At 34.1% G+C, this 21,938-nt stretch carries 22 protein-coding genes and 1 other annotated feature; of the genes, 4 read left to right on the top strand and 18 right to left on the bottom strand.

What is annotated here, in order from left to right; all coding sequences use genetic code 11:
- Positions 1–224: 224 nt before the first annotated feature.
- The 8 genes from D1606_RS15125 to D1606_RS15090 all read right to left on the bottom strand — a co-directional run bounded on the left by D1606_RS15125 (position 225) and on the right by D1606_RS15090 (position 6,416).
- Positions 225–722, bottom strand: a complete 498-nt coding sequence (locus D1606_RS15125) for a DUF2231 domain-containing protein (protein WP_119416853.1) — start codon at positions 720–722, stop codon at positions 225–227.
- A 344-nt stretch (positions 723–1,066) separates the two neighbouring features.
- Entirely contained in the window at positions 1,067–1,627 is a 561-nt protein-coding gene (locus tag D1606_RS15120) for a ferric reductase-like transmembrane domain-containing protein (RefSeq protein WP_119416852.1), read from the bottom strand.
- Positions 1,620–2,525 carry an FAD:protein FMN transferase gene (locus tag D1606_RS15115; RefSeq protein ID WP_119416851.1) on the bottom strand — a complete coding sequence of 302 codons (906 nt, stop codon included), beginning with the start codon at positions 2,523–2,525 and terminating at the stop codon, positions 1,620–1,622. The genes D1606_RS15120 and D1606_RS15115 overlap by 8 nt, the downstream gene beginning before the upstream one ends.
- Positions 2,526–2,536: 11 nt before the next feature.
- The gene (locus tag D1606_RS15110; protein WP_199670767.1) at positions 2,537–2,824 is read right to left on the bottom strand and encodes a hypothetical protein; all 288 of its coding nucleotides are present in this window, start codon (positions 2,822–2,824) and stop codon (positions 2,537–2,539) included.
- 28 nt (positions 2,825–2,852) lie between these two features.
- Complete coding sequence (locus tag D1606_RS15105; RefSeq protein WP_233548131.1) at positions 2,853–3,518, bottom strand: stalk domain-containing protein; 666 nt, start codon at positions 3,516–3,518, stop codon at positions 2,853–2,855.
- 206 nt (positions 3,519–3,724) lie between these two features.
- Positions 3,725–4,996 carry a sensor histidine kinase gene (locus D1606_RS15100; RefSeq protein ID WP_119416849.1) on the bottom strand — a complete coding sequence of 424 codons (1,272 nt, stop codon included), beginning with the start codon at positions 4,994–4,996 and terminating at the stop codon, positions 3,725–3,727.
- Complete coding sequence (locus tag D1606_RS15095) at positions 4,986–5,666, bottom strand: response regulator transcription factor (RefSeq protein WP_119416848.1); 681 nt, start codon at positions 5,664–5,666, stop codon at positions 4,986–4,988. The genes D1606_RS15100 and D1606_RS15095 overlap by 11 nt, the downstream gene beginning before the upstream one ends.
- 120 nt (positions 5,667–5,786) lie before the next feature.
- The gene (locus D1606_RS15090) at positions 5,787–6,416 is read right to left on the bottom strand and encodes a Bax inhibitor-1/YccA family protein (protein ID WP_119416847.1); all 630 of its coding nucleotides are present in this window, start codon (positions 6,414–6,416) and stop codon (positions 5,787–5,789) included.
- Positions 6,417–6,593: 177 nt separating this feature from the next.
- Here D1606_RS15090 and D1606_RS15085 point away from each other — a divergent pair, with 177 nt between their 5' ends.
- On the top strand, positions 6,594–6,887 hold the full coding sequence (locus tag D1606_RS15085) for a hypothetical protein (RefSeq protein WP_119416846.1): 294 nt from the start codon (positions 6,594–6,596) through the stop codon (positions 6,885–6,887).
- Positions 6,888–6,958: 71 nt separating this feature from the next.
- Here the strand turns inward: D1606_RS15085 and D1606_RS15080 are convergent, their stop codons facing one another.
- From D1606_RS15080 to D1606_RS15065, 4 genes are all read right to left on the bottom strand, one after another.
- Positions 6,959–7,954, bottom strand: a complete 996-nt coding sequence (locus D1606_RS15080) for a DUF5011 domain-containing protein (protein ID WP_119416845.1) — start codon at positions 7,952–7,954, stop codon at positions 6,959–6,961.
- 263 nt (positions 7,955–8,217) lie between these two features.
- A complete protein-coding gene (leuS, locus tag D1606_RS15075; RefSeq protein WP_119416844.1) occupies positions 8,218–10,635 on the bottom strand; it encodes a leucine--tRNA ligase in 2,418 nt (805 codons plus the stop codon).
- Between the two features lie 89 nt (positions 10,636–10,724).
- Positions 10,725–10,936, bottom strand: a binding site (T-box leader).
- A gap of 111 nt (positions 10,937–11,047) precedes the next feature.
- Complete coding sequence (locus D1606_RS15070; protein WP_119416843.1) at positions 11,048–11,674, bottom strand: 3-oxoacid CoA-transferase subunit B; 627 nt, start codon at positions 11,672–11,674, stop codon at positions 11,048–11,050.
- Between the two features lie 11 nt (positions 11,675–11,685).
- On the bottom strand, positions 11,686–12,375 hold the full coding sequence (locus tag D1606_RS15065; RefSeq protein ID WP_119416842.1) for a CoA transferase subunit A: 690 nt from the start codon (positions 12,373–12,375) through the stop codon (positions 11,686–11,688).
- A 341-nt stretch (positions 12,376–12,716) separates the two neighbouring features.
- Here D1606_RS15065 and D1606_RS15060 point away from each other — a divergent pair, with 341 nt between their 5' ends.
- Positions 12,717–13,778 carry a CAP domain-containing protein gene (locus D1606_RS15060; protein WP_158582397.1) on the top strand — a complete coding sequence of 354 codons (1,062 nt, stop codon included), beginning with the start codon at positions 12,717–12,719 and terminating at the stop codon, positions 13,776–13,778.
- 126 nt (positions 13,779–13,904) lie between these two features.
- Here the strand turns inward: D1606_RS15060 and D1606_RS15055 are convergent, their stop codons facing one another.
- A complete protein-coding gene (locus tag D1606_RS15055; protein ID WP_119416840.1) occupies positions 13,905–15,083 on the bottom strand; it encodes an MDR family MFS transporter in 1,179 nt (392 codons plus the stop codon).
- 202 nt (positions 15,084–15,285) lie between these two features.
- On the opposite strand from D1606_RS15055, the gene mnmL reads away from it, so the two are divergent.
- Both mnmL and mnmM read left to right on the top strand, forming a co-directional pair.
- Positions 15,286–16,251, top strand: coding sequence for a tRNA modification radical SAM protein MnmL/YtqA (gene mnmL / locus D1606_RS15050; protein WP_119416839.1), 966 nt, complete (start codon positions 15,286–15,288; stop codon positions 16,249–16,251).
- Between the two features lies 1 nt (position 16,252).
- Positions 16,253–16,831 (top strand): tRNA 5-(aminomethyl)-2-thiouridylate-methyltransferase MnmM, encoded by a 579-nt coding sequence (mnmM, locus tag D1606_RS15045; RefSeq protein WP_119416838.1) that lies wholly within the window; start codon positions 16,253–16,255, stop codon positions 16,829–16,831.
- Positions 16,832–16,911: 80 nt separating this feature from the next.
- Here the strand turns inward: mnmM and D1606_RS15040 are convergent, their stop codons facing one another.
- The 5 genes from D1606_RS15040 to D1606_RS15020 are packed head-to-tail and all read right to left on the bottom strand — an operon-like array spanning position 16,912 to position 21,927.
- A complete protein-coding gene (locus D1606_RS15040; RefSeq protein WP_119416837.1) occupies positions 16,912–18,057 on the bottom strand; it encodes a M20 family metallopeptidase in 1,146 nt (381 codons plus the stop codon).
- A 20-nt stretch (positions 18,058–18,077) separates the two neighbouring features.
- Positions 18,078–19,088 carry an ABC transporter ATP-binding protein gene (locus D1606_RS15035; RefSeq protein ID WP_119416836.1) on the bottom strand — a complete coding sequence of 337 codons (1,011 nt, stop codon included), beginning with the start codon at positions 19,086–19,088 and terminating at the stop codon, positions 18,078–18,080.
- Positions 19,089–20,072, bottom strand: a complete 984-nt coding sequence (locus D1606_RS15030) for an ABC transporter ATP-binding protein (protein ID WP_119416835.1) — start codon at positions 20,070–20,072, stop codon at positions 19,089–19,091.
- Positions 20,073–20,083: 11 nt separating this feature from the next.
- Positions 20,084–20,995: an ABC transporter permease gene (locus tag D1606_RS15025; RefSeq protein WP_119416834.1), complete on the bottom strand. Its 912-nt coding sequence runs from the start codon at positions 20,993–20,995 to the stop codon at positions 20,084–20,086.
- A 14-nt stretch (positions 20,996–21,009) separates the two neighbouring features.
- Positions 21,010–21,927 (bottom strand): ABC transporter permease, encoded by a 918-nt coding sequence (locus D1606_RS15020; protein ID WP_119416854.1) that lies wholly within the window; start codon positions 21,925–21,927, stop codon positions 21,010–21,012.
- Positions 21,928–21,938 lie beyond the last annotated feature (11 nt).

Below are 21,938 nucleotides of genomic sequence, written 5' to 3'. Positions count from 1 at the left end.
AATTAGACACTCCTTATATTATATCTCCTTTTCAATTTAACATTTATTTAGGGATATATTCTCTTTTTAATTGAACTTTAATCTTATTGAATCTACTACTCAGTAATGTAGTGACAATTTCATCAATATTTAAAATATGATAATAAAAAACAAGTTCAAAGGGTAATTTTTTAACCCTTGAACTTGTTTCTTTACTACATATTTCTCTAGACTAAACTATTATTTTATTCGTCTGCATCTTCATCTGAAGCGTTTGATTGATCTACAGGAGTATTAGAATTATGTTCGTAAACAATTTTACCTCCTAGGTGACCAGTTTCTGCTAATGCTGCTATTCCACCAAGACTTAGAAGTACGATTAGTACAGAAGCAACACCGCCTCTAAGTGCTTTACCTTGTAAAAAGCTAAATTTGAAAATGTTATGTCTGAAAAGAATTTTAATAACAGTTAACGCGCTAAAGATAATCATTGAAATGTCGGCAAAAGTTTCATGAGGTTCTATTTTACCTTCTACAACATCTCCCCATTTACTTTCAGCAAAATGTTCTGCTCCATCTCCTGTGGCTAGGGTTACGAAACCTGAAATCACCCCTAAAATAAGTAGTAGAGTACCGAAATTGTTTAATGAGTTTTTTTTCATAAAAACATTCACTATTTCGATTACCCCTGCTAAAATTAATAACGCAATTGGAAAATGTACAACTAATGGATGTAATGGCATGTTTATGCTCCTCTCTTTCTGTTTTCATCATAAAGATTGAAACTGAAAAATAGCTGAAATTCTATTTTAATTTTCACTATTTTCAATATAGAAAAAATGATCATTAAAAGTTTTGCCGTTTGTGCTCGAAATCTATACCATTTTTATGTACTTAAGAGCATCTTTTCAACGCCTTTTTATTTTCACCAGACTTAAATTTATTATTCCTCACTATTATATTTCTAACATTATTTTTTCCTTAAGATTTTTAACGAATCTTTAGTGATCATTGAAGAGAGGAAAAAATTCACAAACCTATGAGATTTATTTAGGAAAAGAAAAAAGGGCAAATACCCAATTGGGATTTACCCTCCACTTCTTCTTGTTCTTACTGTTGGCGTTGTTTTTTTTGTGTATTCTCCGTAAACTCTGAAACTACCTGCTATTATAATAATGCTTCCTGTTACAATATAGAAAATTTGAACGAAATGGTTTGAACTATCTGTTCCAATAAAGACACCATGTAAGAAGGACAACGCCCATGCAGGGAGTACTAAAAAGTGAATAGACTTCCAAACCTTTCTATTCATCACACCAATTAAAATATCAGATGTAAATATGACAACTAAAAATACATATAAACTGATTGAGCCAAGTGCTGATAATAGTGGTTTATACTGAGCACTGAAAGGTACTAGAATCTCTTTTATTTGATAAGGTTGGTATTGGTCGATTAACAGTAATAAGACATGTATCATTAATGCCAATAACCCTATCCACCCGGCGTTTAAATGTAAATGAAATAATAAGTTTTTCTGTTTTTTAATCGATGGCGTTTTTCGAAGTAAGCCAAAGATAACCGAAACGGTAAAATAAAAATATGCAAGAAAACCGCAAATTCGGATCCATTCCCAAGTATTAAACATTCTTTCCATCTCCTGTTTTAATCCATTTAGTCGTTTCATCCTCATTGACGATAAAACGAGCTACGCGCCATCTGCTCTGTTCGAACCATTGATTTAGTTGCTGTTCATCCATTAAAAAGCATAACTTGGCCCCAACTTCGCATTGATACAAGCTATCCGTAACAACTGTTGCTTGTAAAACATTTGTTTTCGCTACTTCACCTGTTTGACCATTAAGAATATGATGTTTCTTTTCATTTTGGTAGATCCAGCTTCTATAAGCCCTACTAGAAGTTGCAATTGCACCATTTTTTATTTTAATACTTCCGATACTTTTTCCATTAAAAGGATTGGCTATGCCAATGATCCATTCCTTTTCACCGTCGGACCATAGCGTCATGTCCCCTCCACCATCTACGATTCCATATGGGAAGTTTTGATTTTGTAGCCATTTCTTTATATGTTCTACAGCATATCCCTTCGCAAATCCTCCCAAATCAATTGTCTGATTGGTTATCTTCAAAATTTTATAATTGTCCAAAAAGTCAATTGGATTCTTGCCGATTGGATTTTCAGTTTCATTTTGTTGTTTGATCTGTTTCCCCACTTTAAAAGGAAAAGATTGAACATATCCTTGGCTTTCGATTTGTCTTTTTAAATAAGGAGAAAACAACCCTTCTGTTCTTTCATAATACTCATTTGCCTTTTTCAAACAATCATATAGTAAAGGGTTTATTTCCAGCGTTTTTCCTATAGGCAATTGATTGATCTGATCCAATTCATTATTTGGGATAAACCGTGACCATTCATTTGCTACATAGCTCAACCATTTTGTAACGTGCTCTTTCCAACTATCAGAAGATGAAGGAACTTCTATATAAAATTCTGTATTCATCATGTGAAGTGTTAGAGATTCCATGATTTTCACCTCTACGATCTTTGTGTCATTCGGTCTGTTCCTTGATTTTCGCTATATGATGGCTGTGTTGAATTTTGTTCTGATGGCTCTTTTGTTACTTGAAAATTAGTCCAATCTAATTGTAATAATTCTTTTTCTGTTTTAGGTGAAGTTGATTGGTTAACTGCTGTTTGTTGACTAGTTGTGGCATTATTATTTGTATTTAAAGCTCCAGTTCCATTCATTTGAGTTAATAATAAACCTGATAAAAGAACTGCTGATGAACCAACTAACCATTTTGCTTTTTTGGGATCTTTCATCTTCAACATTCCTCTCTATTTTTTTCACTTAAAGTACTATAAATTGCTGTGTATCCTCTTGCCAATCAATTGAATAACCAAGAGAATTTAAAATCACACTTACTGGAACATAGATATCATCTTTGTATTTAAATGATTTTGCAGGAATCGGCGTTTTCACAAGGTTTTCATATACTACATTTGTATTTGCTCGGAAAATAAGCTGACTTCCATTCACATTCGTATTAATAATTTTTGAGTTTTTATAATACTTTGATTTTCCTCCTAATTTCGTTGTTAACTCTCCAGCAGGGACAAATAGTTCTCCTTTTTTAGGAACAACATATAATTTAAATGTATTATTATCTATTTTAAAAGTTGCGGTCTTTGCATCTTTAAAGGGCAATGTACTGTCTGTGTTTAAAGTTGCGGTTCGTGTCCAAATATTCCATTGACCTTGCGTAACTGTATTGTTTTCAGCATACTGATTATTTTCTTCGTAATATTTATCTTCGTCGTCATCATCGTGTTCATATTCATCATGATCATCATACTTATCTTCATCGTGTTCATCATCATCATGTTCATATTCATTGAAATCCCCAGATTTCTCGTGGTGCTCATAACCTTCATCATCATCAGCCTGTGCAATATATTGTCCACCTAACAAACTAAAAATCATAATAGGTGTTAAAATCCATATGCTTTTCTTCACCTTTATCCTCTCCCTTCATTTATAGTGTATCTACCAATTATGAAATGAATCTGAAGAAATTTAAGAAACATAAGAAAAAGTTTTTAACAAATGGTGAACTTCTATCAGAATTTTTTGCAGGCAGATACTCTCCAAGGGTACGTCCTCATCCTTCACCTTCACAACACTGAACACAAAAAAAGACTAAATCCTGTTTAAAACAAGATTTAGTCCTTTTTAAGAATTGGAAGAGAAACGATAAATTTAGTTCCTTGACCAAATTCACTCTCCACTGAAATATGTCCTTGATGATGAGATACAATGGCTTGTGCGATTGATAAACCTAAACCAGTCCCTTTTTTTTGCCGATTTTTGGTTGCTTGATAAAAACGATCAAAAACATGCGGTAAATCACGCTGTGTAATGCCAATTCCTGTATCCTCTACGATTAGTTTAATATAGTTGTTTATACTTGTAAGTGATACTCTAATAGAACCTTTTTCTGTAAATTTTGTTGCATTTTCAAGCAAGATATATAGGAGTTCCCTTATACTTGTTTCATCACCTATAAACTTTATACCGTCAGCTATTTGTGTTTTCAATTGGATAGAATCTGGTAAAGTTCGTTCAAAGGATTTCGTTATATTATTTACTAATTCGGATAGTTCAATATCTTCTTTTTTAGTCTTTAACTTATTTTGATCAAAACGCGCCAAAAATAATAGACCTTCTAGCAACGTCTCCATGTGCTGAGTTTCACTTTTTAAGTCTGTTAGTACTTCTTGTCCAAAAGCACTAAATCGATTTTCATCATCATTTTCTAAAACTTCTAAAGAGCTATAGAAAACGCTTAGAGGTGTTCGTAATTCATGCGAGGCATCAGATACAAATTTCCGTTGTCGCTCAAAGGACTTTTTAATCGGTACCATTGCCTTGCCTGCAAGATAATGACTTAGAAAAGCAATACATAAAGTTCCTATTAATGTTAATGCGATAAATGCATACATCATTCGTTCTAGTAAATGATGCTGTTTCGTAACGGACTGTCCAATAATCATATAACTTCCATTATGGGAATGTGGTGAATCGTATTTGATTAAGAGTAAATCTTGATCTTTCCATTCAACTGTTTGAGGATCTTCTTCTTCGACATGCATCATTAACTGTGCAACATCTTTATAAAGTCCATAAAAAGATTCATCACCATGCACTAATTCATTATTTTTAGTAAATATATAATAAAAATTTGCTCGATTTGCATCATATTCTATTTTCTTGCCATCTGTTATTTGATCTTCTTTATTATGTTCTTCTTTGAATTCATCGTCTTTTTCTAAATGGTAGCGTTCTTTACCAAAGAATAACTCTAGTTCTTGAACTTGTTGTTGTTGCATAATAGCAGAAATCGAAATATAAAGAGCAGCCATTAATAATAAGACAAATAGTAAGAAAAAGAATGCATATTGTATTGTGAGCTTACGTTGAATTTTATTGAACATGGGAATCTCTCAATTTATAGCCAATCCCTCTAACCGTCTGAATAATTGAAGGATGATCGCTATCATCAATTTTCTTTCGTACCAATTTTACTAAAGCATCTAATGCGTTATTAGAAACATCCTCATTATAGCCCCAAATATGGTTATAAATTTGTTCACGCGTTAATGTGCGTCCCTTATTGATAAAGAGATATTCTAAAAATAAAAATTCATTTTTGGTCAATTCTATTTCTTGGTTATCCCGGTAGAGCGTTCTGGCATCTAGGTGTAGTGCATAAGATTGGATTTCAATGACTTGTTCTAATGGTTTATTTTTTCTACGTAAAATGGCACGAACTCTAGCTAACAGTACTTCCATTTTAAAAGGTTTTATCAGGTAGTCATCTGCTCCATTATCAAGGCCTAAAATAACATCTCGTGAATCATCTCTAGCTGTTAACATCAAAATGCCACCCCCATAACCGTTTTCCCGTAATTCACTACATACTTCGATACCATCCTTTTCTGGCATCATCCAATCTAATATAACTAAATCGTAATTTTTATCAAGTGCTAAATCTAATGCTTCTTCACCATTTTTAGCAGTATCTACTTGATATAAATCTTTCTTTAACATAAAAGCTATATTTTTCAATAATCGTAAATCATCTTCGGCAACAAGAATTTTCATCATTTCACCTACTATTTCGAAATTATTATCTTTAGTTTAATGTATCTAACTGAAATAGGTCTGAATATAAGCAAAAAAATAGTGAAAGCTATACTTTCAGCTTTCACTATTTTGTCAAATTTAATCTTCATCCAATATATTTTTCAAATGGTAAATTAGTTTAAGTAACTCTGTAAATAAATTGATGAAGTCGAGATAAAGATTTAATGCGACTAGTGGCACTTCTTCATCACTAATATAATTATGTGCGATTTGGTTCATATCGTACAACGTGTAACCAACGAAAAGTAATACACCAATTCCACTAGCTATGACCATGACAATGTCACTAAAACCTATAAAAATGGTAATAATGGAGAAAATAATTACACCGATCAAAACGATGAAAAGAAATTTACCCCAGTTTCCAAAATTTCGTTTTGTATTATAACCAATTAGGCCAGCGACTATAAAGATTGCTGCTGTAGTACCAAAAATAACTAGGACAAGACTTCCACCTAATGCACCAATATAGAAGTTTAATAAACTATATAGAGTGATCCCTGTTAACAATGCAAACACTATAGAAATACCTTTACTCGCTTTTCTAGCTGCTCGGCTAAACATCACGATTAATAGTAAAACAACTGTTGCAATACTTATTGGCATGATGAAAGCAGGTGGTATAAACACTCCAACAAACAACCCAACTGCCGTAACTACCCATAACAGCGTAAAGAACCGAAGAACCTTCGGAAATTGCGATTCCATTTAACATAACCTCTTCTCAAATATTTCATATATATTATATACGATTTAAGTCTTTGAAAGTTTCAAAAGACATTAAATGTTTTTGAAATGGTTATGAAGTATAATTACTCAAACAATTTGAAACCAAACATCTTACTTATTCGTAAATATTTTAATAATACTTTGGAGGGAAACTAAATGTTCTTTATTCCATCAATTATCGCATTTCTCTATGAGCTGATTCTAATGATTCCTGTTCTAGGAGGCACTATTATCATCGCTTCTGGCTATACAGCTATAACCACTGCTCTCGTTATACATGTAATTGTTCTTGTAATGCGATTTGTTACTGGACATTCGAAAATTGTGCCAACACTTGCTATCCTTCTTACTTTGTTAACTTGGATACCTTTCCTTGGCTGGACAATACACGTAATACTCACTATCCTCTATTTTATCGATATCTTATTTGGTTTGTTGAAAAGGCCTTAAAAAAAGGAGCTAAATACAGCTCCTTTTTCTTTCGTTATTGACTTTTTAATTGAATTAATATAACCTACCTACTACCATTTTTCATATAATTTAATAGCGTCGACTAATGCTTGTACCTCTTTTTTGGAAAGCTTTTTTACAAACGTTTTTTGAGAAGTTGTAAAAGTTACTTTTACCTCACGCTTTATTGATATATTCTTTTTAAAAAACTCATACTGAGAGTCCTCTAATATTAGACCATTCTTTTCTAACTTAAAAGTTTTCTTTTTGTTATTTGAAGCAATAACTACTTTTTCTATTTTTAAATTACCTGAAGATCCCACTAAAGTCATAACCTTTAAATGTTTATCTGTTGCTGGTACCAGACCAATCATGTTTTCATAGTTATCTCTCCATTTAGAATCCACTAAGTTCTTATGAAGATAGAGTATAACATCTGCCTCATAATATTTTCTAAATTTACTTTCAAGGGAATTATTTTTCTTAACAGTTATTATTCTTTTTTTCACTGTTTTATTGCCTGAGGAATCCTTTACTGAGTATGTCAAAGTATATTTCCCCGTTTTTTTAGTATTCACTTTTCCTTTGACTGTAATCTTCTTAGTAATATTGCCATCATAATTATCAGTTGCCCTTACGCCTGTTCTAGCATTAAACTTACTTTTTAAATAGACTGTTTTATTGGAAACACCCGATAGAACAGGCTTTTTTGTATCTACGATTTTAATATCAAAGCTGTTTGTTTTCCCTTCATAAGTAACAGTTAACGTAACTTTTCCAATTTTTTTTGGTACTAATTGATTGCCCTTAATGGAAATTAAAGAATTTGAACTCTTCCATAGAACATTATTATTATTTTCAATTTGCTCCGTTCTTCCATCACTATATTTTTTAACAATAGTTAAATTTACGTTTTTCTTTACTTCCACTGTTTTAAATTTTGAAGGTAACTCTAAAGTGTAAGCATCTGTGGCTTCAGGAGTAGAACTATTTTCTTCTGCATTTGAAACGATTGGCATGGCGCATAAAACGAATAAAAACATGAGTAAAAATAATTTACTTTTCAATTGTTTCCCTCCAATTCCTAGATAAATATATTTTAATTTTTTAATACCAACAATATCTCACTTTTTCTATTTATATCATTGATTCATATGATTACCATATTAATACAATTATGAATTAAAAAACCACGTTATTCTAATTATACAGAATAACGTGGTTTTAGGCTAAGGTTCATAAGATTCAATATTGTTTTATATAAATATTTGCAAATAAGAAAAATATATTTTTTAATGCCTAATATATCAATTAAATATTGAAATGAGATTTATTTTGCAACGATATTTACTAATTTGCCTGGTACAGCAATGACTTTTTTAATATCTTTGCCAGCGATAAATTCTTGAACATGTTCGTCTGCTAATGCTGCTTTTTCTAGTTCTTCACGTGAAGCGTCTTTTGCTACCATTAGTTTTGCTCGTACTTTACCATTTACTTGAACTACTACTTCAATTTCATCATCAACAAGTTTTGCTGGATCAAATGTTGGCCATGGTTCGTATGTGATTGTTTCTTTGTGACCAAGTATAGTCCATAGTTCTTCAGCAATATGAGGAGCAATTGGTGCTAGCATTTTCACAAATCCTTCAGCATATGCTGTTGGTACAACATCTGCTTTATAGCATTCATTGATAAAGACCATCATTTGTGAAATAGATGTGTTAAAACGAATATGTTCGTTATTATCTGTTACTTTTTGAACTGTTTGATGGTAAACCTTTTCTAAAGTTGTATCATTTGAAGCTTTAATTTTATCTGAAAGTGAACCAGTTTCTTCGTTAACAAATAGACGCCAAATTCGATCTAAGAAACGACGTGCACCATCTAAACCATTTGTAGACCAAGGAATTGAAGCTTCAAGTGGTCCCATGAACATTTCGTAAAGACGAAGTGTATCAGCACCGTGACTAGCAACAATATCATCAGGGTTTACAACATTTCCTTTTGATTTGGACATTTTTTCATTACCTTCACCTAGGATCATACCTTGGTTGAATAGTTTTTGGAAAGGTTCTTTTGTTGGAACAACACCTAGATCATATAGAACTTTGTGCCAGAAACGAGCATATAGCAAGTGAAGCACTGCATGTTCTTGACCACCAATATAGATATCAACTGGTAACCAACGTTTTAATAATTCTGGATCTGCAATAGCTTCTTTGTTATGTGGATCGATATAGCGTAAGAAGTACCAACTTGAACCAGCCCATTGTGGCATTGTATTTGTTTCACGACGACCTTTTTTACCTGTTACAGGGTCTACAACATTTACCCAATCTTCAATATTAGCGAGTGGTGATTCACCTGTACCACTTGGACGGATATCAGATGTTTTTGGTAAAACTAATGGAAGTTCTTCTTCAGGAACTGTAGTAATTGTACCGTCTTCCCAGTGAATGACAGGAATTGGTTCACCCCAGTAACGTTGACGAGAGAATAACCAGTCACGTAGACGGTAAGAAACTTTCTTTTCACCGACTTTGTTTTCTTCAAGCCATTCGATTGCTTTTTTAATACCTTCCTCTTTGCCTAAACCGTTTAAGAAACCAGAGTTGATATGTGGACCATCTTCAGTGAACGCTTCTTTTGTCACATCTCCGCCTTCCAATACAGGAATGATTGGTAAATTGAATTGTTTTGCAAATTCATAATCACGATCATCATGTGCAGGAACTGCCATGATTGCACCTGTACCATAGCTAGATAATACATAATCTGCAATCCAAATAGGAATTTCTCTACCATTAATAGGATTCACTGCATAAGCACCAGTGAATACACCAGTCTTTTCTTTTGCTAAATCAGTACGTTCAAGATCTGATTTCACTTTTACTTTGTCAAGATATGCTTCTACAGCTTCACGTTGTGCATCAGTTGTAATTTCTTTTACTAATGCATGTTCTGGAGCAAGGACTGTGTATGTTGCACCAAATAGTGTATCAGGGCGAGTAGTAAATACACGGAAATGTTTGTCAGTACCTTTAATATTGAAATCTACTTCAGCACCTTCAGAACGGCCAATCCAGTGACGTTGCATATCTTTAATATTTTCTGGCCAATCCACTTCATCTAAATCATCGATTAAACGATCAGCATATGCTGTAATTTTCAACATCCATTGTTTCATCGGACGACGTTCAACTGGATGACCACCACGTTCTGATTTACCATCGATAACTTCTTCATTTGCAAGTACTGTACCAAGAGCTGGGCACCAGTTTACAGCAACTTCATCAATATAAGCTAGACCCTTTTTGTAAAGTTGGATGAAAATCCATTGTGTCCATTTATAATACTCTGGATCAGTTGTGTTAATTTCTCGATCCCAGTCATAGCTAAAGCCTAATTCTTGAATTTGACGTTTAAATGTAGCAATGTTTTTTAGTGTAAATTCAGCTGGGTCATTCCCTGTATCAAGTGCATATTGTTCCGCTGGAAGACCAAAAGCATCCCAGCCTATTGGATGCATGACATTAAAGCCTTGCATACGTTTGAAGCGTGATAAGATATCAGTTGCAGTATATCCTTCAGGGTGTCCTACATGTAGACCAGCCCCAGATGGATAAGGGAACATATCTAATGCATAAAATTTTGGTTTTGAATTGTCATTTACTGTTTTGAATGTAGAATGTTCAGCCCAGTATTTTTGCCACTTTTTCTCGATTTCTTGATGATTAAAGTTCAATGGTTCTTCCTCCTTCTTGTTTAAACAACGATAGTTCGTTCACTTCTAATATGGAAGATTCCGTGAAATATAAAAACTCTCGTCCCTATAAAAGGGACGAGAGCAAAAATCTCCCGCGGTACCACCCAAATTAGTGTTAGCACTCAACTTGATTCCTTAACGCGGAAAACGACTTTGGCTATCATTTATTTCACCATAGTGACTCCTGGGCGAGTTCAATTTACCGATTTACTAACTTCCACCAACCGCTAGCTCTCTTTAAAATCAAGATAAACCTACTATTCCCTTTCACAGTCATATCATATTGAGTTATATTCTAATCGAAGTTACGTAAATTGACAAGAGATTTAGTAAAATTGTGAAATTCTTATAAATAGATACTTCCATTAGAAGTAGGAAGAACATACATGATTCACCTTAAAATCAATTCGGCCTCAGTACTATTTACTACATCATCTACTGTAAATCCATCCATTATCTCTTTTAATACTAATCCCTCTTTTGTTACTTCTATCACTGCTTTTTCGGTAATGATCAAGTCAACTACCTCTTTTCCAGTCAGCGGTAACTCACAATCCTTTTTAATCTTTGGAGCCCCATTTTTCGCATTATGTTCCATAATAACGATTACTTTTTTGGCTCCATGGACAAGATCCATTGCGCCTCCCATTCCTTTTATCATTTTTCCTGGGATCATCCAATTGGCAAGGTCTCCTTTTTCAGATACTTCCATCCCCCCCAATATAGCTACATCTATATGTCCTCCTCGAATCATCGCAAAGGATTCCGCACTACTAAAAAAAGAAGCTCCTGGTACAGTTGTGATTGTTTCTTTACCTGCATTGATCAGATCTGGATCCAGTTCTTCTACAGTAGGATAAGGTCCGATTCCTAATAATCCATTCTCTGATTGCAAAATTACAGTTTTTCCTTCTATAAAATTTGCAACTAAAGTCGGCATCCCTATTCCTAGATTCACATAATTCCCATTCTTTACTTCTTCTGCCGCTCTTCTAGCGATTCTTTCACGAATATTCAAATGTTCTCCCCCTATGAACGTGTAGTTATTCTTTCAATTCGCTTTTGCTGTTTTGCTTGGAATATTCCTTGTACATATATACTTGGTGTATGAATGGTACCTGGTTCAAGTTGGCCTACTTCAACTATTTCTTCTACTTCTACAATTGTTGTTTTGGCTGCAGCCGCCATGATTGGGTTAAAATTCTGTGCTGTTTTGTTATATTGTAAATTTCCAAATGTATCCGATTTATGAGCCCTTATAAAAGCGATATCCGCTACTAGTGACTCCTCCAGTAAAAAATCCTTATCACCAAATTTCCGTATTTCTTTTCCTTCCGCAATTTGTGTACCAACTCCAGCTGGTGTATAAAAAGCCGGTATTCCTGCTCCACCAGCGCGGATTTTTTCTGCCAACGTTCCCTGTGGAATCAATTCAACTTCTATATCACCAGTAAGCACTTGTCGCTCAAATTCTTTATTCTCTCCAACGTATGAAGCGATTATTTTACGAATTTGTTTCTTTTTTAAGAGTAAGCCTAGCCCCCAGTCATCGATACCACAGTTATTAGAAATGACTGTTAAATCGTTTACTCCTTTTTTTTCGATAGCGATAATTAGTTGCTCAGGTATACCAACTAAGCCAAATCCTCCTACCATAATCGTCATACCATTTTGAAGATTATCTATTGCTTCTTCTGCAGAACTGAAAATTTTTTTCAACCCAGCCCCTCCTTTTCGTAATAATGATCCCTATACTATTTTGTAAGAAAAATAAGACTCTTTTAATTCCCTGAAATTTTAATAGTTTTAGAGATTTTTTGGGTTTATAAGTAAATATATGAATTTAAATATTTTCTATTCTTATAAATCTATATTTAAATACGATAATTAATAATTTCCTATTTTCTCATTTTGATGATATTGGTTTTCATATATAGATTAATTTTACATTTATACTATTTTACGTAATGTTAATATAAGTATTTATACCCGATATCTATGCATCATTGTACGATTCTATGATAAATAGTAAAATTATGCATGGAAACGGAGGGGAAAATATGAAAATAAAATCTTTCATAACAGCAGCTATCCTCGGAGCAACTTTAGCACTAGGATCTATAACCGCTAACGCGACAACTAAAGATACAGTTAAACCTAGTATCAAAGGGGTAACAACTAAAACTGTATACATAGGACAAACATTCCAACCTTTAAAAGGGGTGTCAGCTTATGACAAAGTGGATGGGAATCTTAGCAACAAGATTAAAGTAACTGGAAAATACAACTTAAAAAAAGCGGGTACTTATACACTAGTCTACTCTGTAAAAGACAAAGCGAAAAATACTCGAGTGATTAAAAGAAAACTAATTGTTAAACAATTAAATGTGACACTTAAACAAAAAAGCCAATACTTTAAGGCAAAAGGTGGTTTTGGAACACTTACAATAGCCCCTGCCAAAACTAAACTTAAAATTGCCCAACTTGCATCAAAAAAATGGATGAAAACAACAAGTGGAAAATGGGTGAAAGACGGTTTTATAGGTAATTATGTATACTTAAATAAACAAACAACTCTTTATAATAAAGTAAATGGAAAGAAATCCAGCACATTGAACGGTGGGATATACCATGTATCGAAAACAACAGAAAATGGTTGGATTCATGTTTCAGTGGGATGGATTAAAAGTGGAGAATTTGTTGACAGCTATATAGATTATGGAAATAAAGCTAAGCAACAAGAAATTATTAAAACTGTCAACAAAGAACGTGCCAAAGAAGGTCGTAAAGCATTAAAAGAAAATCCTATGTTGACAAAAATCGCAATAATTAAATCAATGGACATGGCAAAAAACCATTATTTTTCTCATTATAGTCCTGTATATGGTAGTTTCGATACTATTCTAAGACAAGCAAATTACAAGTATTATTATGCCGGTGAAAATATCGCAACTGGTCAACGTACTGCCGCTGATTTTATGAATAGCTGGATGAATTCATCTGGACACCGCGCAAATATTCTAAATGCAAATTTCAAAGAAATAGGTGTAGGTGTTGTAGAAAATATACCTAATGCACAAATGCCTACTTATGGTACACAAGAATTTGGTAGCCGATACTAGTTCAATAAAAAAGATGAATTCGTTTTTTATACGAATTCATCTTTTTTAGATTTATAGGAGAAAATGCACTCGAGATCCACTCCCCGAAAAATATGAAGTTTTGCATGTAGTACATACGACAAACTATCAAGCATTATCTCTTTCATTTTGTTTTAACGGACGATCATAAAGCATGTAAGGTATCAAAGCAATGGCCAATATACCGATCAAGACAAAGAATGTAATCTTCATACCGTATTGATCTGCCAATACCCCTCCTAAAAAAGGTCCTATCATTTTACCTATCGCACTAAAACTATTAATAAGTCCTTGGTAAAAACCTTCTTTTCCTTTTGGAGCAAGCGAACTCGCAATAGTCGGCACTATTGGCCAGACGAACATTTCTCCAAAAGTTAATATCATGATGGCCACAAGGAACATTTTAAATGTAGCTGCATAACTGACCACAGCAAATGAGATGATAAAAATAACAATACCTATAAAGATTTGACCTTTATAAAATTCCCCCATTTTCTTAACAATCGGATTAATAAGTGGTTGACCTAATACGATTAACAACCCATTTGTTGTCCAAAGTAAACTATATTGGTTCAAAGATATACCCAGATCTTGAGTATAAGAGGAAATTGTTGTTGTCCATTGGGTATAAACCATCCAACTTAAAAGATATCCAATTCCCAAAATAATAAGTGCATTTAGTGTCGAACGATTCTTTATATTACTACTTTCGCTAATTACTGAAGGTGGTGCCATTCCATTATCTGTTGAAATACCTTTATAAGATAAAGCGACAAAGAAAAATAGTATATACATTATTAAGTTTGCAACAAATAAATAGTCGAAACTCTTATTGGCAACTACACCAGCTAACGCTGGACCGATTGCGACTCCTAAATTTTGGGCAAGGTAGATTGCATTGAATCCTTTTCTTCCCCCTTCTGGCCAAGCAGTGCCAACCATCGCAAACATACTAGGAAATACAATTCCCCCACTGAAACCAATTAAAGTTAAAAACCAAACATAATGAGGCCATCCATGCCAAATTACTAAACAAATCAAACCAAGAATCGAGATAATAGTTCCTAACAGAATTGACTTAAAGCCACCAAATTTATCAAAAACATAGCCACCAATTAGATTACCAATAACACCTGCCGCAGCATTCCCCATAAGCACAAGCCCTGCAACTGATAGCGATTGTCCTAGATGATCATGCATATAAATTGTATTTAATGGCCATAAAAATGAGCTACCTACAGTATTGATAAGCATCCCAATAATTAATAACCAAACACTTCTAGGCATTGCAAATCCTCCATTTATATCACGTTTACAAACAGTAAACTAAATAAAATTCTAATTTATTTCGCGCATCTAAGTAATACTATCAACCTTTCTTAAAATGCACAACCAATATACACAATTTATATCTTTTAGACTGTTAATAGAAAGTATTCGTCCTCTTTCACTTAACCGTGATAAAATAAGAAGTTGAGGAGTTGAAATTATGACAGATTTAAAAAACAACGACTTTCCTTTTCCTTCAGATGGGAAGCGTTATTATACATGGAATCGCTATTTGCGCGATGAATTTGGATGTAAAGTCTATAAAGTTGCACTAGACGCCGGATTTGACTGTCCAAACCGTGACGGCACAGTTGCGTTTGGAGGATGTACATTCTGTAGTGCTGCAGGTTCAGGTGACTTTGCGGGTGACCGTGTTGATCCAATCCCTGTTCAATTTGAAAAAATTAAAGAAAAAATGCAACATAAATGGAAAGACGGTAAGACAATGGCTTATTTCCAAGCCTATACCAATACACATGCGCCACTTGCAGTTCTAAAAGAAAAATTTGAAGCAGCTCTTGCATGTGAAGGTGTTATGGGTTTAAGTATTGCGACTCGACCCGATTGCTTGCCCGAAGATGTTGTGGAATATTTAGCCGAATTAAATCAACGGACTTATTTATGGGTTGAACTTGGGTTACAAACAGTGCATGACCGTACTGCTAATTTGATCAACCGCGCACATGATTATGCCACTTATATTGAAGGTGTAGAGAAACTTCGCAAACACGGTATTCGTGTTTGTACGCATATCATCAATGGTTTACCACTAGAAGATTACGATATGATGATGGAAACTGCCAAAGAAGTAGCAAAATTAGATGTACAAGCGATTAAAATACATCTACTTCATTTGTTAAAAGGCACTCCACTCGTTAAACAATATGAAAAAGGTATGCTCGAACTAATGGACAAAGATGCCTACATCAATTTAGTAGCAGACCAATTAGAAGTAATTCCACCAGAAATGGTTGTTCAACGAATCACTGGTGATGGACCAATCGACTTAATGATCGGACCAATGTGGTCTGTAAACAAATGGGAAGTTTTAAATGGGATAGATGCCGAATTAGAAAGACGTGGAAGTTGGCAAGGTAAGTTCTACAAAGTGGAAGAAGGCAAGTAATATGAAATTACAACGCGTTTTACAATACGCTCAATTTCTATTAAAAGAAACTGTGGAAACTGGAGACATCGTTGTAGATGCCACTGCTGGTAACGGATACGACACGACATTTCTCGCTCAATTAGTAGGCGAAAACGGTCATGTCTTTGCATTTGATGTGCAACAACAGGCAATTGAATCTACAAATAAACGGTTAACCGAAGTTGGAATGGCAAATAGAGTATCTACTATTTTAGATGGACACGAGAACGTGGCTCAATATGTACAACAGCCGATCAGTGCAGCTATTTTCAATCTAGGTTATTTACCCGGAAGTGAACATCAAATCATCACTAAACCAAATACAACTTTGCAAGCAATTGAAAGTTTACTAAAACTTTTAAAAGTAGGTGGCATGATTGTTTTAGTCGTCTATTATGGTCATGAAGGCGGAAAAGAAGAACGTGATCAAGTAATCGAATACGTTTCAAACCTTCCACAGAAAAAGGTTCATGTTCTACGCTACGAATTTATCAACCAAAAAAACGACCCACCTTTTATCATTGCACTTGAAAAAGTTGCTGAAATTACAAATAAGTAGACAACGTTAAGCTACTACATTAAAGCTAAAAGAATTGTTCTTCTATAATTAATTGAAGAACAATTCTTTTTTATTGAGATTTAATTTTTATCTTCGCTTAATCTTTTTATAATATTTATAAGTAAATTGGTTCTTTCGACTAGCGAAGGTATTTCTAAATATTCATCTTCACTATGTGGTCTTCCTCCAACTGGCCCTAAACCATCAATAGTTGGGATACCTAAAGAAACGGTAGTAGAAGCATCTGAACCTCCTCCTGTTGATACGTCTTTTAAGGTTATTCCCATTTCACAACCGATTTCTTTAATGATTGATAACAATTTTCGGGATTTCTCATCTTTTACCATAGGATAACGATCAATACTTCCGATTAATTCTATTTTTGTACCTGGAACGTCTGATACTGAGCAAATTTCTTTGATTTTTTTTGATAATATTTTCATTTGCTCAATTTTACTGATTCGGACATCGATATAAGCCTCTGCTCTGGGAGCTACTACATTGGCAGCAATACCACCACGAATTATTCCAACATTAACATTAATCCCTTCCTCTTCATCATTAAGACTATGTAGTTTAATGACCTTATGTGCAAACTCTTCAATGGCGCTAACACCTATCTCCGGTTCAATGCCTGAATGGGCTGATTTCCCTCGAATAATTAGCTTATAATTTCCACCTCCCTTTCTTTCGCTAACAATAGAACCATCTTTTCGTGCAGGCTCCAATATCAAGGCATATTCTTTTCCAAAAGCAACTTTTTGGATGAGACTTCTTGAAATTGGTGAACCAATCTCTTCATCACTATTCAAAACAATCTCTACGTTTTTAATTGCTACAGAATGATTATTTTCTACCAATTCCTTCATCGCGTATAATAACTCAACTTGGCTTCCCTTCATATCAATGACACCAGGTCCATAGGCTCGGTCTCCTATAATTTTAAACGGCCTCTTACGAACTGTTCCTTTTTTAAACACAGTGTCCATGTGTCCTATTAGAATAATTTTAGGGTTCTCTGCGCTTTTATGCCTTATGACCAAATTATTCCCGTTTCTCTCTTGATGGTTAACCTGTACATCAAATCCTAGTTTTTGATACTCTTTAGATAAAATATCGCCAATTAAATCTATTCCTTCTTTATATGTGGAACCAGAATCTATATTAACTAATTCTTCTAATAATTTTAGCATTGACACTTGAGTACCCTGTTCATAAGAAATCATATAAGTTAAGTCCTCCCTAATCAGTTTAAGTTTCTTGGAAAAAAGCAAGCAACTTGATGTCCCTTCTCTAACTCGCTTAAAGAAGGTTCCTTCATCTTACAAATATCTTGAACATAAGGACATCTTGAATGGAATCTACATCCTGTAGGTATATTTAAATTACTTGGAATATCATCTTGTAGAACAATACGTTCCCTCTTATCCCTAATTGTAGGATCTGGCAAAGGAACAGCTGATACGAGACTTTCTGTATACGGATGCATAGGTTTTTCAAACAACTCATTTTTTGTCGTAATCTCAACAATCCTCCCAAGATACATTACGGCAATACGGTTACTAATATACTTGACAGCGGGTAAACCATGAGCGATAAATATGAACGTCAATTTAAATTCTTTTTGAAGTCTCATCAACAAATTTAAGATTTGCGCTTGAATCGACACATCAAGTGCTGATACTGGTTCATCACAAATAACTAACTTTGGTCTTAATGCAATTGCTCTTGCAATACCAATTCTTTGACGTTGACCCCCACTAAATTCGTGCGGATATCTATTTCCATATGAGCGATCTAAACCAACAGCATCAAGTAATCGATTTACTTCATCATTTATCTCTTTTTTTGATAATTTAGTATGTGTTTTGATAGGCTCAGCTATTATGTCTTTTACTCTCATTCTAGGATTAAGAGAAGAATACGGATCTTGGAAAATCATCTGAATATCCGCACGACTTTTTCGCATTTCTTCTTTCGTCATTTTGTCCATATCTAGACCATTAAAAATAATTGTCCCCTCTGTTTTATCAAGAAGATGGATTAATAAGTTTCCTGTTGTTGATTTTCCACAACCTGACTCTCCAACAATCCCTAATGTTTCGCCTTGTAGAACAGTAAAATCGATACCATCTACAGCCTTTAAAATTTGATTTTTTTCAACATGAAAGTACTTTTTTAGCCCGTTCACTTCTAGTAAAATTTTATCTTCTATCACATCTTGACCATTTCTAGACTGATTTTGTAAGTTGACCATTTAGTTTCCCCCTTCCTCATATAGCCAGCATCTAATTTGATGTCCAGGAAATCTCGTCATTATTTGTGGTTCTTCTACTACACATTTTTCCATTGCATATGGACATCTCGGATGAAACTTGCAACCTTTTGGCATATCATTAATTGTTGGTACAGTTCCCTCAATAGATTCAAGCTTTTCGTCTGTTTCAAAGAATTTTGGAGTACTATTTAACAATCCTTTTGTATAAGGGTGTTTGGGTTCGCGAAATAGCGTAAAAACATCTGTATATTCAACTACTTGGCCTGCATACATAACAATTACTTTGTCTGCCATTTCTGCTACAACACCTAAATCATGCGTTATTAATAATATTGAAGTTCCATGTTTTTTACTCAGATTACGCATTAAATTTAATATTTGTGCTTGTATAGTTACATCTAACGCAGTTGTTGGCTCATCCGCAATCAATAAATAAGGACGACAAGATAAAGCCATAGCAATCATCACTCGTTGTCTCATCCCTCCGCTTAATACATGAGGATAAGAATCATATACTTTTTCAGGACTTGGTATACCAACATGTCTTAACATTTCTATTGATTGTTTTCTTGCAGTTTTTTTATCTATCTTTTGATGCAAGACAATAGTTTCTGAAATCTGGTTTCCAACAGTAAATAGCGGGTTTAGAGAAGTTAATGGTTCCTGGAAAATCATTGCGATTTCATTTCCTCGTAGATGGCGATATTCCTTCTCTTGTAATTTGTTTAGCTCTTTATCTTTAAATTTAATTTTCCCATTTACTATTTTCCCAGGAGATTCAATAAGACCCATTATAGATAATGAGGTAACACTTTTACCTGACCCTGATTCACCTACAATTGCTACAGTCTCCCCTTCATTCATTTCAAAACTTACTCCATTTACTGATGGAACAGTCCCAGTTTCAGTTATGAAATACGTATGAAGATTTTCTACTTTTAGTAAAATTTTATCTTCGCTCATTTTATCCCCCCCTATCCTTTAGTACGGGGATCTAATATATCTCTTAACCAATCCCCTAAGAAAATAATTGCTAAGACAGTAATAGTGATTGCTAATCCTGGGAAGGTTGCTAACCACCAGCTAGTCGCCAAATAATCACGGCCATCACTTAAAATCCCTCCCCATGAGACAGTAGGTGGCTGAATCCCAAGGCCAAGAAAACTTAATGAAGCTTCCATAATAATAGTTGTTGCAACACTTAATGTTGATATGACGATAAATGAAGAAATGACGTTTGGTAGAATATGCCGCATGATAATCATCATATTTTTTACGCCTATTGCCCTTGCGGCTTTTACAAATTCTCTTTCTTTCACTGACAATGTCTCACCGCGAACAATCCGTGCATATGATACCCAATTTGTTATACCAAGAACGAAAATTAACGTAACAACGCTTGGTCCAAATACTGCTAAAAAAACTAGAGCAAATAGAATATTAGGAATAGCTAAAAATGCATCTACTATTCGCATTAAAATAGTATCTAGAAATCCACCATAATATCCCGAAATTAGTCCAATAAAAACACCTAATATACCAGCTAAAACTACAGATGAAATTCCTACTAATAAGGAAACTCTAGAACCATATAAAATCCTACTTAGGATATCTCTGCCTAAATTATCTGTTCCTAAAAGATGTTCTATTGATCCACCTTCGCTCCAAAAAGGCGGAACTAACATTTTCTCAGGATCAATCTCATTTGGATTAAATGGCGCTAAAACAGGGGCTAATATCGCAGTTAGTATAACGATAAATATAACCAGCAGGCCTACAGTTCCCGTTTTACTTTTCCAAAGCCTTTTCAACCAGATTTTCCAGCTACTACCATTAGTTTTCGAATCTATTAGATGCTGATCAGAATTTTTATGTTCAACAACCATTTAAACACCTCACATTAGTTAAATTTGATCCTAGGATCTAAGAGACGATATGCAATATCAGCTAGGAGATTCATAACAATTACTAGGATGGAAATGACAAACACACTCGCTTGAACAATTGCCATATCTCTCGTATTTACTGCCTGAATTAATAGCTGTCCTAATCCCGGCCAAGAAAATACAGTTTCAGTAATAAGTGCTCCTCCAACTAATGTAGAGGTTTGTAGAGCTGTAATTGTAATTACAGGAATAAGAGAATTTCGAAAAGCATGCTTATAAACGATGAAAAACTTTTTTAGTCCTTTACTTTTGGCTGTACGAATATAATCTTGGCTCAAAATCTCCACCATATTGGATCTAATTAGACGTGTCATTTCTGCTGCAATCCCCGTTGCAAGTGTAACTGCTGGTAAAACTAAATGAATGAATGTCCCTCTACCAGACACAGGAAACCACCCCAATATAACTGAAAAGAATAGGATTAACATAATGCCCAACCAGAAATTTGGCATTGCCTTGCCAATAACTGCTGCACCAGTAGCTAATAAATCTATTGGTGTATTTTTTCTTGTCGCAGACCAAATACCTAAAGGAATTGAAACAACAATTGCTATCGTTAATGCTGCTACAGCCAGTTCTAAAGTTGCCGGCAAACGTTCTAATACCAAAGGTAAAGCAGCCGCATTATATCGAAATGATTCGCCAAAATCACCTGTCACTAGACCGATAAAATATTTACCGTACTGAACGATAAAAGGTTGGTCTAACCCCAGAGCAATTCTTAAATTTTCGATATCTTCCGTACTTGCATCTTCTGGCAGCATCAATGCAACAGGGTCACCTGCAATATAGACCAATGCAAATACTATAAAAGAGATGATGAACAAAACTGGTATAAACTCTAATAATCTTTTAACCAAAAATTTTATCATTTGCTTCTCTC

The organism is Rummeliibacillus sp. POC4 (assembly GCF_003576525.1).
In the GTDB taxonomy this organism is placed as follows: domain Bacteria; phylum Bacillota; class Bacilli; order Bacillales_A; family Planococcaceae; genus Rummeliibacillus.
Note: the sequence above shows the minus strand (reverse complement) of the source record. Positions and strands in the feature narration are given on the sequence as shown.

What these genes read in the sequence shown, in the direction of transcription:
- D1606_RS15095 (WP_119416848.1), bottom strand. Translation starts at nt 5,666, where the DNA reads ATGAAAATTCTTGTTGCCGAAGATGATTTACGATTATTGAAAAATATA.
- D1606_RS15025 (WP_119416834.1), bottom strand. Translation starts at nt 20,995, where the DNA reads ATGGTTGTTGAACATAAAAATTCTGATCAGCATCTAATAGATTCGAAA.
- D1606_RS15085 (WP_119416846.1), top strand. Translation starts at nt 6,594, where the DNA reads ATGTTCTTTATTCCATCAATTATCGCATTTCTCTATGAGCTGATTCTA.
- D1606_RS15055 (WP_119416840.1), bottom strand. Translation starts at nt 15,083, where the DNA reads ATGCCTAGAAGTGTTTGGTTATTAATTATTGGGATGCTTATCAATACT.
- mnmL (WP_119416839.1), top strand. Translation starts at nt 15,286, where the DNA reads ATGACAGATTTAAAAAACAACGACTTTCCTTTTCCTTCAGATGGGAAG.
- D1606_RS15040 (WP_119416837.1), bottom strand. Translation starts at nt 18,057, where the DNA reads ATGATTTCTTATGAACAGGGTACTCAAGTGTCAATGCTAAAATTATTA.
- D1606_RS15020 (WP_119416854.1), bottom strand. Translation starts at nt 21,927, where the DNA reads ATGATAAAATTTTTGGTTAAAAGATTATTAGAGTTTATACCAGTTTTG.
- D1606_RS15030 (WP_119416835.1), bottom strand. Translation starts at nt 20,072, where the DNA reads ATGAGCGAAGATAAAATTTTACTAAAAGTAGAAAATCTTCATACGTAT.
- mnmM (WP_119416838.1), top strand. Translation starts at nt 16,253, where the DNA reads ATGAAATTACAACGCGTTTTACAATACGCTCAATTTCTATTAAAAGAA.
- D1606_RS15090 (WP_119416847.1), bottom strand. Translation starts at nt 6,416, where the DNA reads ATGGAATCGCAATTTCCGAAGGTTCTTCGGTTCTTTACGCTGTTATGG.
- D1606_RS15110 (WP_199670767.1), bottom strand. Translation starts at nt 2,824, where the DNA reads ATGAAAGATCCCAAAAAAGCAAAATGGTTAGTTGGTTCATCAGCAGTT.
- D1606_RS15120 (WP_119416852.1), bottom strand. Translation starts at nt 1,627, where the DNA reads ATGTTTAATACTTGGGAATGGATCCGAATTTGCGGTTTTCTTGCATAT.
- D1606_RS15060 (WP_158582397.1), top strand. Translation starts at nt 12,717, where the DNA reads ATGAAAATAAAATCTTTCATAACAGCAGCTATCCTCGGAGCAACTTTA.
- D1606_RS15125 (WP_119416853.1), bottom strand. Translation starts at nt 722, where the DNA reads ATGCCATTACATCCATTAGTTGTACATTTTCCAATTGCGTTATTAATT.
- D1606_RS15100 (WP_119416849.1), bottom strand. Translation starts at nt 4,996, where the DNA reads ATGTTCAATAAAATTCAACGTAAGCTCACAATACAATATGCATTCTTT.
- D1606_RS15035 (WP_119416836.1), bottom strand. Translation starts at nt 19,088, where the DNA reads ATGGTCAACTTACAAAATCAGTCTAGAAATGGTCAAGATGTGATAGAA.
- D1606_RS15115 (WP_119416851.1), bottom strand. Translation starts at nt 2,525, where the DNA reads ATGGAATCTCTAACACTTCACATGATGAATACAGAATTTTATATAGAA.